16 protein-coding genes, 2 pseudogenes and 1 other annotated feature are annotated in these 17,016 nt (G+C 62.6%); of the genes and pseudogenes, 14 read left to right on the forward strand and 4 right to left on the reverse strand.

The features are described 5' to 3' along the window. Positions 1 to 48: 48 nt before the first annotated feature. Complete coding sequence (locus ACYQ7X_RS16600; protein ID WP_459698190.1) at positions 49 to 885, forward strand: helix-turn-helix transcriptional regulator; 837 nt, start codon at positions 49 to 51, stop codon at positions 883 to 885. A gap of 37 nt (positions 886 to 922) precedes the next feature. On the opposite strand, the gene ACYQ7X_RS16605 is transcribed toward ACYQ7X_RS16600, so the two are convergent. Then, the gene (locus ACYQ7X_RS16605; RefSeq protein ID WP_459698191.1) at positions 923 to 1,696 is read right to left on the reverse strand and encodes a FadR/GntR family transcriptional regulator; all 774 of its coding nucleotides are present in this window, start codon (positions 1,694 to 1,696) and stop codon (positions 923 to 925) included. 287 nt (positions 1,697 to 1,983) lie between these two features. Between ACYQ7X_RS16605 and ACYQ7X_RS16610 the strand changes: the two genes are divergently transcribed. The 6 genes from ACYQ7X_RS16610 (at position 1,984) to ACYQ7X_RS16635 (ending at position 8,181) form a co-directional block, all read left to right on the forward strand. Next, entirely contained in the window at positions 1,984 to 2,988 is a 1,005-nt protein-coding gene (locus tag ACYQ7X_RS16610) for an SMP-30/gluconolactonase/LRE family protein (RefSeq protein WP_459698192.1), read from the forward strand. Between the two features lie 73 nt (positions 2,989 to 3,061). Next, positions 3,062 to 4,078 carry a sugar ABC transporter substrate-binding protein gene (locus tag ACYQ7X_RS16615; RefSeq protein ID WP_459698193.1) on the forward strand — a complete coding sequence of 339 codons (1,017 nt, stop codon included), beginning with the start codon at positions 3,062 to 3,064 and terminating at the stop codon, positions 4,076 to 4,078. 41 nt (positions 4,079 to 4,119) lie between these two features. Then, a complete protein-coding gene (locus tag ACYQ7X_RS16620; RefSeq protein ID WP_459698194.1) occupies positions 4,120 to 5,607 on the forward strand; it encodes a sugar ABC transporter ATP-binding protein in 1,488 nt (495 codons plus the stop codon). A 27-nt stretch (positions 5,608 to 5,634) separates the two neighbouring features. Then, positions 5,635 to 6,624, forward strand: coding sequence for an ABC transporter permease (locus ACYQ7X_RS16625; RefSeq protein ID WP_459698195.1), 990 nt, complete (start codon positions 5,635 to 5,637; stop codon positions 6,622 to 6,624). An 11-nt stretch (positions 6,625 to 6,635) separates the two neighbouring features. After that, complete coding sequence (locus ACYQ7X_RS16630; protein ID WP_459698196.1) at positions 6,636 to 7,406, forward strand: SDR family NAD(P)-dependent oxidoreductase; 771 nt, start codon at positions 6,636 to 6,638, stop codon at positions 7,404 to 7,406. 4 nt (positions 7,407 to 7,410) lie between these two features. After that, positions 7,411 to 8,181, forward strand: a complete 771-nt coding sequence (locus tag ACYQ7X_RS16635; protein WP_459698197.1) for an SDR family NAD(P)-dependent oxidoreductase — start codon at positions 7,411 to 7,413, stop codon at positions 8,179 to 8,181. A 208-nt stretch (positions 8,182 to 8,389) separates the two neighbouring features. On the opposite strand, the gene radC is transcribed toward ACYQ7X_RS16635, so the two are convergent. Continuing rightward, positions 8,390 to 9,127, reverse strand: a complete 738-nt coding sequence (radC, locus tag ACYQ7X_RS16640) for a RadC family protein (protein ID WP_459698198.1) — start codon at positions 9,125 to 9,127, stop codon at positions 8,390 to 8,392. A 218-nt stretch (positions 9,128 to 9,345) separates the two neighbouring features. On the opposite strand from radC, the gene ACYQ7X_RS16645 reads away from it, so the two are divergent. The 7 genes and pseudogenes from ACYQ7X_RS16645 to ACYQ7X_RS16675 all read left to right on the forward strand — a co-directional run. Then, positions 9,346 to 10,173, forward strand: a complete 828-nt coding sequence (locus ACYQ7X_RS16645; RefSeq protein ID WP_459698199.1) for an IS5 family transposase — start codon at positions 9,346 to 9,348, stop codon at positions 10,171 to 10,173. A 239-nt stretch (positions 10,174 to 10,412) separates the two neighbouring features. After that, positions 10,413 to 10,799, forward strand: coding sequence for a transposase (locus tag ACYQ7X_RS16650; RefSeq protein WP_459698200.1), 387 nt, complete (start codon positions 10,413 to 10,415; stop codon positions 10,797 to 10,799). 16 nt (positions 10,800 to 10,815) lie between these two features. Further along, a protein-coding gene (locus ACYQ7X_RS16655) for an IS3 family transposase (protein ID WP_459698201.1) occupies positions 10,816 to 12,091 on the forward strand; the annotation gives its coding sequence in 2 pieces (ribosomal slippage) (positions 10,816 to 11,169 and positions 11,171 to 12,091; 1,275 coding nt in all). Beyond that, positions 11,097 to 11,260, forward strand: a sequence feature (AL1L pseudoknot). It overlaps the preceding gene by 164 nt. Positions 12,092 to 12,153: 62 nt before the next feature. After that, a pseudogene (locus ACYQ7X_RS16660) lies at positions 12,154 to 12,564 on the forward strand (IS66 family transposase); the annotation flags it as partial. Positions 12,565 to 12,602: 38 nt separating this feature from the next. Continuing rightward, on the forward strand, positions 12,603 to 12,932 hold the full coding sequence (locus ACYQ7X_RS16665; protein ID WP_459698202.1) for a UPF0149 family protein: 330 nt from the start codon (positions 12,603 to 12,605) through the stop codon (positions 12,930 to 12,932). After that, entirely contained in the window at positions 12,929 to 13,165 is a 237-nt protein-coding gene (locus ACYQ7X_RS16670) for a hypothetical protein (protein ID WP_459698203.1), read from the forward strand. Before ACYQ7X_RS16665 ends, ACYQ7X_RS16670 begins: the two co-directional genes overlap by 4 nt. 39 nt (positions 13,166 to 13,204) lie before the next feature. After that, positions 13,205 to 13,744: pseudogene (locus ACYQ7X_RS16675) on the forward strand (transposase); the annotation flags it as partial. A gap of 252 nt (positions 13,745 to 13,996) precedes the next feature. Here the strand turns inward: ACYQ7X_RS16675 and ACYQ7X_RS16680 are convergent. Both ACYQ7X_RS16680 and ACYQ7X_RS16685 read right to left on the reverse strand, forming a co-directional pair. Next, positions 13,997 to 16,372, reverse strand: coding sequence for a glycosyltransferase family 2 protein (locus ACYQ7X_RS16680; protein ID WP_459698204.1), 2,376 nt, complete (start codon positions 16,370 to 16,372; stop codon positions 13,997 to 13,999). Positions 16,373 to 16,486: 114 nt separating this feature from the next. Beyond that, on the reverse strand, positions 16,487 to 17,016 hold a 530-nt coding region (locus tag ACYQ7X_RS16685; protein ID WP_459698205.1), incomplete at its 5' end, for a DDE-type integrase/transposase/recombinase.

Consider the following 17,016-nt stretch of genomic DNA (forward strand, 5'->3'; position numbering starts at 1 on the left):
CCTATGATGGTAAAGTAGTGAGGATATCATGGTATAGGCGGTAACAGGATGAACGCCCCGCTGCGCACGAGCCAAGGGCTCGCCACCTATCTGCGCGATCGGCGCATGAAGCTCGACCCGGTGGCGCTCGGCTTCGCGCCCGGCCGGCGCCGCACCCCCGGCCTGCGTCGCGAGGAGGTGGCGCAGCGCGCCAATATCAGCCCCACCTGGTACACCTGGCTGGAACAGGGGCGCGGTGGCGCGCCCTCGGCCGATGTGCTGGATCGGATCGCCCGCGCCCTGCTGCTGAGCGAGACGGAGCGCGAGCACCTCTACCTGCTCGCACTCGGCCGCCTGCCCGAGGTGCGCTTCCGCTTGCGCGAGGCCATCACCCCGCGCCTGCAGCGCGTGCTTGATTCGCTCGATCCGGTGCCGGCGATCATCAGAACCGCGCTGTGGGACGTCGTCGCCTGGAACAAGGCCGCGACCATCATGCTGCTGGATTACGCGGCCCTCGCGCCTGAGCAGCGCAACATCCTCCGCTTTCTCTTTCTCGATCCGCGTGCCCGCGCCGCCCAGTATGATTGGCCAAGCGTGGCGCGGTTCGTCCTCGGCACCTTTCGCGCCGAGGCCGCGCGCGCCGGCGCGGCTGCGGCGATCGCCCCGCTCGTCGATGAGCTCTGCGCGCAAAGCCCGGAGTTTCGCGCCATCTGGCATGAAAACGCGCCGCAACCGAGTGCCCATGAAGGGGTCAAGTATATGCGTCATCCGCAGCTCGGGCCGATCGCCTTCGAATATTCCGCCTTCGCGGTGGATGGCCTGACGGATCTGACGATGGTGATCTACAATCCGGCGACACCTGAGGATGCCGAGAAGATCGGGCATTCGCCGCCCGCCGGGGGGTAGGCGCGCCGCCAGCCGCAATCGGCCGAGGCAGGCTTCTTCAGCCGCGTGGCGCGCCGCCATTCTCCCGATGGCGGAAGGCCGATTGCGCCCAGCCTTGCGCCAGGGTCGAACCTTCCTGCTGCCAGAAGGCACGGTCGGCCAGCAGCACGCGGGTCGCCGCGTTTTCCACATGCCGGTGCGCAGCCATGCGCGCGGCCTCGGCATCCTGTTCGGCAATCGCGCGGTAGATCAGGCGATGCTCCTCCTGCACGGCGAGGGTGAAATCCTGCCGGCGGGCCTCGTTCGCCCGCGTCAGCCGGATGGCGGCGCGCATCGGCTCGGCGAAAAGACCGATGAACTGGCTCCAATAGGCATTGGCGGTGGCACGCCCGATCGCCAGATGAAAGGCCAGGTCCTCGGCAACGCCGGTCAGCGATCGCGCCTGCGCCTCCTCGATGGCGCAGAGAGCCTGTTCGATCTCGACGCATTGCGCGGCGGTCCGCCGCTCCGCCGCCAGCGCCGCCACTTCCGCCTCGATCGCCCGACGCACTTCGAGGAAGCCGAGCAGCGCCTCGATCGAGCCGGGCATGATGAGCCGCCCCTCCGGCTCCGCCGCCGGGGCACGCACGCGGGCGGCGGCGCCCTTGCGCGTCTCTACCAGACCATCGGCCTTCAGCCGCGTCACCGCTTCGCGCACCACGGTGCGGCTGACCTGGAATTTCAGGGCGAGCGCCTGTTCGGACGGTAATTTCGAGCCCACGGGAAAGATGCCGCGGCTGATGCGCGCGCGCAGCGCCTCGGTCAATTGGTCGGTCCGGGTCTCGGCAGCCATGGCGTGTGCTCGGTCCTCGTCGGTGCGGGCGCCTTGGGCCAAAGTCTCGGCCATTGAGCCGCAAAGCACCATAGCAAACTCCGCCCCGGCAGCGGCGCGATCGCCCGTGCGATGCGCCGCAAATTGGGGCTTGCGTCGCGGTGGGAAGCGCGCAAAGCTGTCATACAGGTTTTACCCGACGCAGAGCGGGGCAAGATCAAGCACGGATCGTCAAAAGCCGGGGGAGGGGCAGGCGTCTTGTTCGGTTGCAATCTCATCTGCTCCGCCAGCGCGCGGGGCCGCCGCGCATGCTAGGGCAGCCCGGATCGGCCGAGGGTCAGGGCTTCGGCGCCTATCGGCGCCTGCCGCTCGGCCCGCTCGAAAACACCCGCTACCCTGATCCGCGCGTCGAGCCGCTCGACAAGCGCTTCACCGCACGCCAGGGCAATGCCGGGATCGAGCGGATCGCCACCGGCTTTCGCTGGGCGGAAGGCCCGGCCTATTTTCCTGCCGGCGGCTATCTCGTCTGGAGCGACATCCCGAACAACCGCATGATGCGCTGGCTCGAAGATGATGGCCATGTCAGCGTCTTTCGCGAGGGCAGCAATTTCGCCAATGGCAATACGGTCGATCGCGAGGGCCGGCTGGTCAGTTGCGAGCATGATAGCCGCCGCGTGACGCGGACGGAGTTCGACGGTCGCATCACCGTGCTGATCGACCGCTTCGAGGGCAAGCCGCTCAACGCGCCGAACGATCTCGTCGTCGCCTCGGATGGCGCCATCTGGCTCACCGATCCGGGCTACGGCATCGACGGGCCTTACGAGGGCCACAAGGCCGCGGCGGAGTTGCCCGCACGGGTCTATCGCCTCGACCCGCAGAGCGGCGCGGCGCGCATCGTCGCCGATGATTTCGTGCGCCCGAACGGCCTCGCCTTCTCGCCGGACGAGACGAAGCTCTACATCGTCGATAGCGGCATCACCCATGGCGGCCCGGCGCATATCCGCGTTTTCGATGTCGCCCAGGGCAAGCTTTCGCACGGCCGCGTCTTTGCCGAAGATTTCGCGCCGGGCTTCACCGATGGCCTGCGCGTGGATGCGGAGGGCAATATCTGGTGCAGCATGGGCTGGGCCGATCCGGCGGAGGACGGCGTGCGCTGCTATGCAGCCGACGGCGATCTCATCGGTAAGATCCATCTGCCGGAAACCTGCGCCAATCTCTGCTTCGGCGGCAAGAAGGGCCATCGCCTCTTCATGGCCGCCAGCACCTCTGTCTATGCGCTCTATCTCAATACCGTGGGAGCCGCCTGGCGATAGGAGACGCGCCCCTCTCCCCTGCCGGGCGCGCCCGCGCGCCTTGCCGATAATAACAACAATCGGAGGAAATCTCGTGAAGACACTGAAGAAGACGCTGGCGGCGGGCCTTGCCGCGGGTGCCATTGCGCTGGCCGCGGTGCCCGGCCATGCCGCGCAATACGTCGTCGGGCTGAGCGTCGCGACGCTTGCCAATCCCTTCTTCCAGGGCATGACGAAGGGGGTGCAGGAAGGCATCGCCGCGCATCCCAACCTCAAGCTCATCAATACCAGCGCCAATGGCGATGCGAATACCCAGACCAATCAGGTCACCGATCTCATCAACCAGCATGTCTCGGCGCTGATCCTCAACCCGATCAACGCCAACTCCATCGTGCCGGTGGTGAAGGAAGCGAACAAGAAGGGCATCCCGGTCTTCACGCTCGATCGTGGCGCCGCCTGCGGCAGCTGCCAGGTCAACTTCCTCGAGACGAATAATGTCGAGCTCGGCAAGGAGGCGGCGGATTTCATCGCCTCCCAGCTCAAGGCGCGCTACGGCACCATCCGCGGCAATGTCATCGACCTTGAGGGACTTCTCGGCACCACGGCGGGGGATGAGCGCGAGCAGGGCTTCAGCCAGGAGTTTTCGGCCCTGCAGAAGAGCAACCCGGGCCTCAAGCTGATCGCGCGCCAGGCTGCCGATTTCGATGCCTCGAAGGGCTTCAACATCACCACCCAGCTGCTCGCCGCGCACAAGAATATCGACGCGATCTTCAACGCCAATGATGACAACGCCGTGGGCGCGATGCGCGCCATCCGCCAGGCGGACCGCTTCTACCCGATCGGCAATCCGAAGCACATCATCATCATCGGCATCGACGGAACGGAGCAGGGCTTGGCCGCCATCCGCAAAGGCCAGATGGATGCGACGCTTTCCCAGAACCCGCTGACGATGGCGAAGCAATCGGTCGCCTATGTCGAGGATTATCTCACCGGCAAGAAAAACCTCGTGCCCGCGCATGAATACTGGCCGCATATCCTCATCACCAAGGCCAATATCGACAGCCCCCAAGTGAAAGCCTATGGCCTCTGGGGCGATGAGGTCAGCAAGTAGCACCCACCGCGAGCGAGCGGCCTTCGGCGCAGGAGTGATCTATGGCGCGGCTCTTGGAGATGCAGTCTATCTCCAAAGGATTTCCCGGCGTGAAGGCGCTCGCCGATGTCAGCATCGCGCTCGATGGAGGCGAGGTGCTCGGCATCGTGGGCGAGAACGGCGCCGGAAAATCGACGCTCATGAAGGTGCTCGCCGGCGTCTTCCCGCCCGATAGCGGCACGCTCACCCTTGGCGGGCAGCGTTTCGCGCCGCAAAGCCCGCGCGATTCCCTCGATGCCGGCATCATCGTCATCCATCAGGAGCTGAGCCTGGTGCCGGAGCGGACGATCGCCGAGAATATCTTCCTCGGCAATCTGCCGCGCGGGCTCTTCGGCCGCGTCCGCCGGGCGGAGCTGAACCGCCGCGCGCGGGAGCTGCTCGCCCGCGTCGGCCTGGCCGTGCCGCCCCAGCGGCGTGTGCGCGATCTCGGCATCGCGCAGCAGCAGCTGGTCGAAATCGCGCGTGCCCTCTCCCGCGCCGCCCGCGTCATCGTGCTCGACGAGCCGACCGCGACGCTCACGACGACCGAGCAGCAGATCCTCTTCGCCACCATGCGCAATCTGCGCGCCGCCGGCGTCGGTCTCGTCTTCATCAGCCATCATCTCGAAGAGGTGTTCGAGATCTGCGACCGGGTGACGGTGCTGCGCGATGGGGCGGCGATCGAAACCCGCGCGGTCGCCGATTGGACGGAAGAAAGCCTCATCCAGGCCATGGTCAACCGCCCGATCGATGCGCTGTTCCCGCCGCGCCAGGCGGGCTTGGGCGAGGTTCTGCTCGAGGTCGAAAATCTCGCCTCCCCTGGCGCTTTCCGCGATGTCTCCTTCTCCGTCCGCGCGGGCGAGGTGGTGGGCCTTGGCGGGCTCATCGGCGCCGGCCGCACGGAGGTGCTGAAAACCCTCTACGGCGCGCTGCACCGCTCCGCCGGGCGAGTGCGGATCGCAGGGCGGGAGGCGGCGATCCGTGCCCCGCGCCAGGCGATCGCCGCCGGTCTCGCGCTCGTGCCGGAGGATCGCAAGGGCGAGGGGCTCATCCTCGCCTTCCCCGTCCGCACCAATCTGGCGCTCTCCACCCTCGGCAAGCTCTCCTGGCTCGGCACCATCCTGGCCCCCCGGCGGATGGATCGGCTGGCGGATCATACCGTGCGGGAGCTGCGCATCCGCACGCCGCATATCCGCCAGACCGTCCGCTCCCTCTCGGGCGGCAACCAGCAGAAGGTCGTGCTCGGCCGGGCGCTCACCACCCATCCCCGCATCTTCCTGCTCGATGAGCCGACGCGCGGCATCGATGTCGGCGCCAAGGTGGAGGTCTATCGCCTCATCAACCAGCTGGCCGAGGCCGGCAGCGCCGTGCTCGTCGTCTCCTCCGACATGATCGAGCTGCTCGGCCTCTGCGACCGTATTCTCGTCATGCGCGCCGGCCGCCTCGCAGGCGCCGTGCCGCGCGCCGAGTTCAGCCAGGAACGCATCATGCAGCTCGCGGCACTCGGCTGACGCTGCCCGCAGAGAAGAAGGCTCCCGATGTCCTCCGCCCAATCCTCCACCCCTCCACGCCGCAGCTTCGGCCTCGCCTCCATCGGCCGCGCGCTGAACGAACTCACCATCATCGTGGGTTTCGTGCTCATCTCGCTCTACCTCGCCATTACCACACCCACTTTCCTCACCTCGGCCAATCTGCTCTCCATCCTGCTGGCAAGCTCGCTCATCGGCATCGTCGCGGTGGGGGAGACCTTCGTCATCGTGACCGGCGGGATCGATCTTTCGGTGGGCTCCGTCGTCGCCTTCACCGGGGTCATGGCGGGCCTCGTGCTGAACGCCCATTGGGGCACAGGCGCCGGCATCGTCATGGGCATCGGCATCGGCGCGCTCTCCGGCGGCTTCATCGCCTTCGCCGTCACCATGCTCAATATGAGCCCCTTCATCGTCAGCCTCGCCGTGCTCGCCATGGCACGCGGCCTCGCCTTCATCGTGACGAACGGCAATACCCTCTTCTCCTTCCCCGATGCCTTCGACAATATCGGCGGCGGCAATCTCGGGCCCTTTCCGGTGGCGGCGCTGATTACGCTGCTGGTCTTCCTCGTCGCCGGCCTCGTGCTCTCGCGCACCGTCTTCGGGGCGGAGGTCTATGCCGTCGGCGGCAACCGGGAAGCGGCAAGGCTCGCCGGCATTCCCGTCAACCGCACGCTCGCCATCGTCTATGTCATCTCAGGCGCGCTCGCGGGCCTCGGCGGCGTCATCCTCGCCGGCCGGCTCGATAGCGCGCAGCCGATCGCCGCCGTCGGGCTCGAACTCAACGCCATCGCCGCCGTCGTCATCGGCGGCGCCTCGCTCTTCGGCGGCAAGGGCAGCATGCTCGGCACGCTGCTCGGCGTGCTCATCATCGGCCTCATCAATAACGGGTTGACGCTGAAGAACGTGCAGCCCTTCTGGGTGCAGTTCATCCAGGGCGCGGTGATCTTCGGCGCCGTGCTGATCGACAGCCTCAACCAAAAACGCCGCAAGACCGGATAAGGAAGCATGCCATGAGCGAGACGATCGAACCCGGCCTCGGCCGCATGAAGGGCAAGTCCGTCCTCATCACGGGGGCCGCGAGCGGCATTGGCCGCGCGACCGCGCTGCTCTTCGCGGGCGAAGGGGCGCGCCTCGTCATCAACGATATCACGGCCGAGCCGCTGGAGAGCCTCGCCGGCATCATCCGCAAGGCCGGGGGCGAGGTGGTGGTCGCAGCGGGCGATGTCGCCAAGGCTGCGGATTCCGAAGCGATGGTGATGGCGGCCGTCTCCGCCTATGGCCGCATCGATGTCGCCGTCGCCAATGCCGGCATCATCCCCGAGAAGGATCTGATGAGCGCGACCGCCGAGGATTTCGACCATGTCATGGCGATCGACGGGCGGGGCATGTTCCTCACCTGCAAATATGCGGCGCGCGAGATGCTGAAGACAGCGGGCGGCGCCATCGTCTGCCTCTCCTCGATCTCGGGCGAGGCGGGGCAGGCGAGCCAGGCGGTCTATGGCCCGGCGAAATTCGTCGCCTCCGGCATCACCAAGCATCTCGGTGTGGAACTCGCGGCCAAGGGCGTGCGGGTCAACGCCGTCGCTCCGGGGTCGATCGCCACCGCCGGCTTCCTCAAAATGTCCGAGGAATACAAGGCAGCGGTCACCTCCCGCCACCCGATCGGGCGTGTCGGCCAGCCGGTGGAGATCGCGCGCGCCATCCTCTTCCTTGCCTCCGACGAAGCCTCCTTCATCACCGGCGCCGTCTTGCCGGTCGATGGCGGCTATCTCGCGCAGTAAGGCGATGCCGGGGAATGCCGCGCTGCCGCCCTTCCGCATGGAGGGGCAGGTCGCCCTCGTCACCGGTGGCGCGGCCGGGATCGGGCTTGCCGCCGCTCAAGCGCTCGCGGCGCTCGGCGCCCGCGTCGTTATCGCCGATCTCGATGCGGGAGCGGCCGAAGCGCAGGCACCCCCCCTCGGCGGGCGTGGCGTCGCGCTCGATGTTTCTTCCGAAGAGAGCGTGACGGCGGCCTTCGAGACGATCGCCGCTCAGGAAGGCCGGCTCGATATCCTGGTCAACAATGCCGGCCGCGCCATTCGCCGCCCCTCGCTCGATCTGTCGCTCGCTGATTGGGAAGCGGTGGTCGCCGTCAACATGACCGGCGCCTTCCTCTGCGCGCGCGCCGCGGCGGCGCTCATGATCGCGGGTGGGGCGGGTGGTGCGATCGTCAATACCGCCTCCATCATGGGGCTCTCCGGCGGCGGGCTCTATCCTAATATCTCCTACCAGACGACCAAGGGCGCGATCGTGAACATGACGCGGGCGCTGGCCGTGGAATGGGCGCCGCATGGCATTCGCGTCAATGCCGTGGCGCCGACATGGACGCGCACCGGCTTCATCGGGCAGCTTGAGGAGAGCCCGGAACTGATGGCGCGTATCCGCGCCGTCACCCCCCTCGGGCGGCTCGCGGAAGCCGCCGAGGTTGCCCATGCCATCGCCTTCCTGGCGAGCCCGGCGGCGGCGATGATCACCGGCCATACGCTGGCGGTCGATGGCGGGTTCCTCGCGCAGTAGGCGCCAAGCGCCGCATCCCTGGCCTTCGCAAGAGCAGCACGTTATAATCGGCAGGTCGGGGCTGGCGCCTCATACGAGCGGATGAGAATGGATGAGCGATACCGGCCTCAGTGCCGGACCGAAAATGATAGTTGAACGATTTGAGTCCGGCCCATCGGGCCTCCGTTCGTCTTCGCAAACGAACTGAATAACAAACTACTGAAGTCGTTCAACTATCATTTTCGGTCCAGTTCTGATCCCGGGCGCACAATACCCTCGAGTCAAACAACTGATGCTTCCTGAAGCTGAATATGCGACCATTGCCTACAATAATATGGTCGTGCGTTTCAATGGAAAGTGATCGAGATGCTTGCACGACTGCTCGCGTTATTTCAATATCCTGGTTGGAAGGGGTGACGTCTCCTGACGGATGATTGTGCGCCAAGATGATCGCGGTCGCATTCACCTCGAGAGCGGTGATGAAGATCGTTCGGATCTCCACGGAGACGCGGTGGACGCTCCCTTCCGCATGTTTCTTGTCTAGGAGCAAATGGTTCTTGGAGTTCAGATAAAGCACTCGAAACTGCTCGTTGGCCTCGTGTTGCATGGCGGTGAGCAGGTATTGATGCAAGGCTTTAGAGGACGTAAGAATGGGCCGATTGTAAATCTGGGCTTTGGCCAAGCGCATAGCGGTGGCATGAGCCACTTTAAATGCGATGATGATTTCATCAGATAAGCCACTAATCCTACGTAATTCTTTTACACTCGCAGTAATACATTTGCTGGCGGAGCCAAAATGCTTGACAAGCCTGGCGACTGTTTGATGTCGTTCGCTTGCGCACGCCATGATGCCGCGAAGCAGCAGATCCAGCAGTTCGTCATCGCTGAGGCATTCCTGGCCGAACTCAAGCAACCGGGAGGCAGGACTACAGTTCACAGAACCTGCATGAAAAAGCCCATCAAACATGGCAGCATGCACCGTACATAAAAGGGCCGTTGACCGAGATAGATTTGAGCCAACGCGAAGTATTAACCTCGTTCCATAAACAAAGAACTACCACAGGGTTCCTCCTTTGCTTAAATGTGGGGTCGCGTAACGATCTCTCAGAACCAGACCGAAGATGATGGTTGAACGATTTCAGTAGTTTGCAATTCAGTTCGTCTGCGAATACTAACTGAGACACGATGGGCTGGACGGAAATCGCTCGACAAAGATATTGCCGGGCCGGATTGCGGCACGCAAGCGGCCTCACCCATGCCGAATGGGCGTTGATCGAACGGTTCATGCCCCCACCGCCGCATCGAGGCCGGCCCCGAACGGCGACGCTGCGAAGGATTGTGGAGGCCATCTTCTACATGCTGTCGACCGGTTACCAGTGGCGGCAAATCCCGAAGCAATTCGCGCCGTTCACGACCGTGCATGGGTATTTCTACCGCTGCTGTCGTGACGGCACGCTCGATCGCATCAATCACGTTCCGGTCATGCAAGCGCGGGAAATGGCTGGCCGAGAGGCTTTGCCTACAGTAGGCGTGATCGACAGTCAGTCGGTCAAGACCACCGAAGCCGGAGGCCCGCGAGGGTTCGATGCCGGCAAGAAGATCAAGGGCTGCAAGCGTCACATCATCACCGATACAATCGGCCGCCTCGTCGGTGCGATCGTGCATCATGCCGGGATTCAGGACCGGGACGGGGCGCCCGACGTGCTCAAATCCGTCAAATTCCTGTATCCCTGGTTGCGGCATGTGTTTGCCGATGGCGGCTATGCCAGCTCCAACCTCAATGGGCGCTTCGCCCAAATCGGCAAATGGACCATTCAGATCGTCAAGCGGTCGGACGCCGCCAGCGGGTTTGAACTCCTGCCGCGACGCTGGGTGGTGGAAAGAACCTTCGCCTTGCTCGGCAGATGCCGGCGCCTCGCAAAAGATTTCGAGGCCACCATTACGAGCGCCACCGCATGGCTCTTCCTCGCCCATATCCGCCTGCTCACAAGGAAAATCGCCTGTCAAAGATAGCCGCACTACCATTCAAATTCCGACTCTCACGCATTCGTTATGGTATCGTTTCAGATTGCGTAGTAGCCTGCCCGCGCCATGCTGGCTAGTCCCTTTGTTGAAGGAGTAAGTTTTTCAACTTCGAGTCTAACCGTTTTGAGGTATTAGAGTCTGGCAGTTTTGGGCTGAATCGGATTTTGTGTTCCGCGACGCGGCGCTGATGTGATTCAAGATTGGGGCTGGTGAGGAGGCCAGCGGCGATGGCGAAACCTCTGTCTCTGGACCTGCGGGTGAGGATAGCCGCGGCCCTAGCCGAAGGCTTGACGGTGAGGGCGGCGGCGCAAAGGTTTGACGTCTCGGTCGCGAGTGCCGTTCGGATAGGTCAGTTGGCCAGGTCTGGCCGAGGACTGGCGGCACGGCGGATGGGCGGCCACCGCCCATCCGTGTTGGTTCCGGTGCGCGATGCCTTGGCCGAGCGCCTGGCCCGGAAGACTGACTGGACTGTCAGAACCCTGGCCGCCGATCTGAAGGCAGCGGGCATCACCGTGTCGCATGATACGGTCTGGCGCTTTCTGCGGCGTCAGGGGCTCAGCATCAAAAAAAACACTGTGAACCGGCCCGGGTTTTCCGGAGACCAAAGCTCTTGAGTAGAGTGAGGTCATGATGAGGAAGAAAAAGCCGCCTTTCCCTGTCGAAGTGCGCGAGCGCGCGGTACGTATGGTCCTGGAGCACAGAGGAGAGCACGCGACGCAGTGGGCGGCGATCACCTCTGTGGCTGGCAAAATCGGCTGCACGGGCGAGACGCTGCGCAACTGGGTGCGGCAGGCAGAACGCGATCAGGGCCTCCGGAAGGGGCCGACGACGTCGGAGACGGAGCGCATCAAGGCCCTGGAACGAGAGAACCGTGAACTGCGGCAGGCCAATGAGATCCTGCGCAAGGCCTCAGCCTATTTTGCGGTGGCGGAGCGGACGGGTCCCATTCACGTTTGCAGAGCAAACGCGAATGGGTGCCCGCTGACCGCCCGTTCAAAAAATGATCGCCTTCATCGACACCCATCGAGATGTCTACGGGGTCGAGCCGATCACGCGCCTGCTGCCGATCGCCTCGTCGACAGACCATGAGCATGCCGGCCGGGTCCGGGAGGCACAGAGACGCCCGAAACGCCAGAAGCGGGACGCCGAGCTCAGCCGGGAGATTCTGCGGGTGCATACGGAGAATTTTGGGGTCTATGGCCGCCGGAAGGTCTGGCGGCAGCTGCTGCGGGAGGGCACCAAGGTGGCCCGCTGCACAGTTGCCCGTCTCATGCGGCAGCTGGGGTTGAAGGGCGTCATCCGCGGCAAAGGGGTGAAGACCACAGTGTCGGATAAGGCTGCGGCCTGCCCGCTGGACAAGGTCCAGCGTCAGTTCCGGGCCTCGGCGCCGAACAGGCTGTGGCTGAGCGATTTCACCTATGTGCCGACCTGGCAGGGTTTCGCCTATGTCGCCTTCATCATCGACGCCTTTGCCCGCCGGATCGTCGGCTGGCGCGTCTCCCGCAATGCCCGCGCCGATTTCGTGCTCGACGCCCTCGAACAGGCGCTCCATGCACGGCAACCGGTCAGCAAAGGCGGCCTTATCCACCATTCGGACAGGGGATCGCAATACGTCAGCCTTCGCTACACTGAGCGCCTGGTTGAAGCAGGCATCGAACCTTCCGTCGGCAGTGTTGGAGACTCGTATGATAACGCTCTCGCGGAAACGGTGAATGGCCTTTACAAGGCCGAGGTGATCCATCGCCAAACGTCCTGGAAACGGATGGAAGATGTCGAACTCGCGACCCTCGTCTGGGTCGATTGGTTCAACAACCGCCGCCTTCTCGAGCCGATCGGCAACATCCCGCCCGCCGAAGCCGAGGCGAATTACTATGCAGCCCTTGAGCACATGCCCATAGCCGCATAGCGACTCAAACCATCCAGTCTCCGGAAAACCCGGGCCGGTTCATGCGCCAAGCGGAAACCCTGCCTCTGTTTGAGGCGTTCAAGCCTTGGCTGCTCGACAGGCTGGCGGAAATTTCGGCCAAATCCACCCTGGCCAAGGCGATACGCTACACGCTGGGTCATTGGACCGGGCTGTGCGTGTTCTTGAACGATGGGAGGGTGGAAGTGGACAGCAATATTGTTGAGCGCAGCATCAGGCCGACAGCCCTGGGCAGAAAAAATTCTCTCTTCGCCGGCAGTGACGGTGGCGGCGAGAGCTGGGCGATATTGGCGTCTCTCATCAACACGGCAAAATTGCACGATCTGGATCCGCAGTCCTATCTGACCGATGTACTGGAGCGGATGGTCTCGGGCACGACGAAGGCGAACGCGTTGAGCGAATTATTGCCGTGGAAATGGAAAGCGGCGCAGACACAGAAGGCCATTGCGGCATGAGGCAGGCCCGCGCCCGAACCTCGCAGGCTGACGATGAGATGGATCTGGAAGCGCTCGACGCCTGGCTGGAAAAACAGAAGCGCGTCATCGATGGCGCCTCGATGCTTGACGGCTATCTCGCCGCCATTGTCGTTGGCCCTTCCGCGATCCCGCCGGATGAATGGTTCCTCGATCTGCTCGGACCCAAGGGCAATATCGCCACCGCACACGGTAAAACGCTCAAAGCCATCATGACGATCGCTGCGCGGCATAACGCCATCAGCGAAACGCTCTCGACCGCGCCACAAACATACGCGCCGATCTTCCAACGCACCGACAACGGCGTCGTATTCGCTGGCCCATGGTTCTGGGATTTGCCCATGCCATGAAGCTGCGATGGAGCGCCTGGGCGCCGCTGCGCGAGGCACCCGGTATCGAATGCGGCCTCATGTTACCGATCATGCTCTATGGCGCCGACCAGATCGGCGCACCCATGGACCCGGCGCCAAACGGCATCAACATAAAAGAGTACCTCAAAACAGCCTACCACGACATCCCGCTCGTTATCCCCGCCATCAGAGAGTTCTGGATGCCACAGCGCGTCGCCGAAGCCTCACGGTAGATCACAGCATAGCCCGTGGGGTGCTCACATCGGTTACGCGTGAAGCTGGTCATCTCGGATGCGCATGAGGGCATCAAGGCGGCCGTCGCGAAGGTGCTGAGCGCGACCTGGCAGCGCTGCCGGGGGCATTTTCAAAGGAATGTCCTTGCCCATGCGGGCAAGAGCGGGCGACGGGTCGTCTCGGCCTTCATCGCCACCGCCTTCGCGCAGGAGACGGCGGAAGCCGCCAGCGCGCAGTGGCGGAGCGTCGCTGACCAAATCCGGCCAAGGGTGCCGAAACTCGCCGCCATCATGGACGAGGCCGAGCATGACGTCCTGGCCTATATGTCCTTCCCCAAGGAACATCGGGCGAAGCTGCACAGCACAAACCCGATCGAACGTCTGAACGGCGAGATCAAACGCCGCACCGAGGTCGTTGGTATCTTCCCGAACGACGATGCCGTCATCCGGCTCGTCGGCGCGCTGCTGCTCGAGCAGAATGACGAGTGGGCCGTCCAGCGAGGCCGCTACATGACCCTTGAGACCATCGCGCCGCTGAGCGATAATCCGATCATCAGTTTGCCAGCAGCGGCACCTTGATCAATCAGACCACCGGAAAGCATTCGGTGATCACAAGCGCCAGCTACACCACGCCCAGGGACACGATCCGACGGCACTCGTCGCCGGACTTCGTCAGCCCCGCCGCCTACGAAAGGCAAGTAGCCTCTTCCACAACAGCTCTCCACTTTTCCGAGGCAAGTCCACTCAGCCGACTGCTCCTTTTTGTCCAAGACCTCAGGCTCGAACTGGAGCCACCCTGCCTTCAATGAATGAGCCCGCGAGTCTCGGCGTCTATGCACACAGGGCCTCAAGGAAACGCTCAAAGTCCAAAGGGTCGATCGAGAAGCGGCTCCTAGATTCAATTCCCAGTGTGAAGTAGGCGTTCCGAAATCCTCGGAGGGCGCCGATCTCCGATAGGCCTAGAGACCGAGCCCCAATGCTCCCGACGCGCGCGTCTGCTCCGCAGAACATAATGCCCGGAGCGTGAGGAAAGGCATTGCTGAGCACGATCTCGGCGTCTCGAAAGAGGGTGATCTGTCTTTCAAAATTTACTGATTCTATTGCGATAGGTGTGAAGCCATGGCGCCTTACGGCCAGTTCCACCAATTCAGCTTCATTTTGACACTCCGGGTCGGAAGGAGGGCGTCGGCTGCGTTGCGTCAAGAAGATCCTCTTTACCTGGGTAACATCAGCCGCAGGCTTCTGGAGGCGTATAATCCTCTCAACCAGCTGATTTATCATGGGGTTTAGCCCCTGAGGTCCGAGGGGAGACACCGGCGCAAGAGCGTGCCAAAGGAGGACGCGTTCCTCCGCTGGCGAATAAAATTCGATATCCTCGCGCGGAACGTCAGCTACCTCCTTGAGCAAGTGCGGTAGCCACTCGGGGGCAGGCTGATCGACGAGAACCAAGAGGGGTAGCCGCATCCTGTCGGCCGCCGTACGAGCGACCCAAATGCGCAGCAGCTGCCCCGAGAGATCGCCCCCGTAGCTCGTCGCACTTTTCCCCGGCAACACAACACAGGGGGTTCTGATCTGGCGGATTGGCAGATCGTTCGTGGCCGTCACCGGTTCTATAGAGGGTCCGCCCCACGTACTGGCGCTAACGTCAAAGCGTCGGTCGCCCATCCAAATGGTGCCGGGTTCGCTCACAATTCCGCCCGTAAAAGCCCAGCAGACTACCTCCCGCCACGGATTGTCTTGGCCAGAACCATGCCAGTACTGCATCCAGACTGGGGCAAAGTACTCGGTACCGTGGAGAAGAGGCAAAGGCTTGCTGACCCCTCGGGGAGCCAAGCTGTCTCGCATGACCCCTAGATCAGAGCCATCCTCAGACTGAAGATCGTCATGACTTTCCCGAATGGGAAAGCGATTTTTGATATAGATATACGGCAGATTGTGGGATGCGTCGAAAGCTTGGATTTCTTGACGAAAGTGCCGCTCTGCTTGCTGATAGAGACGGTCAATATTCGGCAATTCTCGGAGGCGTGCGACTTCAATCTTAAGCCGCTCTATCCATGGTTGTGGAACAAGCTCGACTTGTCCAAAGGAGCGATTGTCCCCAAAGGAAAAGAACTGATCCAATGACCTGTGTCCGCGTTCGCGATTGCGCTTCGCGACGAACTCCTCGAATGACTTGTTCCAATAGTGATTGAGCTGGCCATAGCCATAGGTCGGCGGCAGCTGAATCCCTAGCTCCGAGATCCGTGCTAATGAACCATCGAGGAAGTGGCTTCCCACGATGACATCTGGCAGGTGAGACGTCGGGAATCTGGTGCAACGCCGCAGCCGGACAAGTGATTTGATATGATCGCTGCATCGGGAGGCTTGAAAGCGTTCGAAATGAAGACCGTCTTCTCGTGAGTAGGCGGCATTACTAATGAACCACTTCCAGCTAAAGGCGACGCCAGCCAGATTCGACGAATCACTCTCCAATTTGGCGAGGAGATCGTCAAGAGGGCGGGTCCGAGACGCATCTTCTATCAAGGGGCGGGTCACAAGGTATTCATCTACATCCGAGAACAGCAGCCACTTGAACGCGCGCACGGCATCGAGAAAGTGAAGCGCGTGCTCGAAGGCCTTAGACTGAATCGGAAAGGCGTTCCCCCCCTCACGTCCGAGGTGAGTTTCATTTACGATGACGTAGCAGAGTTCCTGTGCAGCCAGCGCCTTGAGGATCTCGACTGTCCCATCGTCACTATCATTGACATAGAAGAAAAACTCGTCGAAACCCAAGAGCCGGTGATGAGCAATCCACTCCAGAAGGTTGATGCCCTCATTCCGCACAGACGTGACGATCGCAGCACCTCCAGTGGGCTCCATCTTGCCTCGGTAGAAGAAATTCAACAGCTTAAAGGGTGACCAGACGCGTTCCAACCGAGTAAAGGCCAAAAAGTCGAAATGACGCGGAAGCTCTTGAATTCGCTCAGACGGGCGCTTCCCTAGCACTGAGACCAGCGCCTCAACATAGCGGGCGTCGACCGGAGGCAGCTCTGCATGAGGCAAACCATCCTGCGCTCCCCGCTCCATTGCGGTTATGAGCCAGTCGAGTAGAGCAGTGGTCTCGCCGTCGTTCGCCATCGGCAGGACGCCCCCCCTGAGGGCCTGCAACCCAGAGGGCGACAGATCGCTCCTCATAAGAGCTGCAAAATCCGGCCCGAAGATATCCATTTACCTATCCCTCGCTCACGGACCTATCCTGCGGGGATGCGCCGGGTGACGCAAGATCAGGGGAAGGGCCATCACTGAACCGCCCCGGGATTGGCGGAGACGAATTCAATCAAATTATGCGGCCATGAGGGATTGGTCCATGGCAGCGTAAAACTGTTGCTCTGCCTCGGCAGGCGTGATGTTGCCGATAGGCTCGAGGATGCGGCGATTGTTGAACCAGTCGACCCATTCGCAGGTGGCATATTCCACGGCCTCAAAAGAGCGCCATGGTCCGCGTCGATGGATCACCTCGGCCTTGAACAGGCCGTTGATGGTTTCGGCGAGGGCATTGTCGTAGGAATCGCCGACGCTGCCGACGGATGGTTCGATCCCGGCTTCGGCCAGACGTTCTGTGTAGCGGATGGCGACATATTGACTGCCGCGATCCGAATGACAGACCAGCTTGTCAGTCCGGCTCGGGCACCGGGCATGAATGGCCTGCTCCAGGGCATCGAGGACAAAGCCCGTATGCGCGGTCCGGCTGACGCGCCAGCCGACGATATAGCGGGCGAACACGTCGATCAGTATCCGCCCGGTGAGTGCCGCCTTGTAATGTTGAATCCGGCTGGTGATCTTAACGCCGCTCGTAAGAACGGCATTAAGGA

Source organism: Acidisoma sp. C75 (assembly GCF_054665095.1).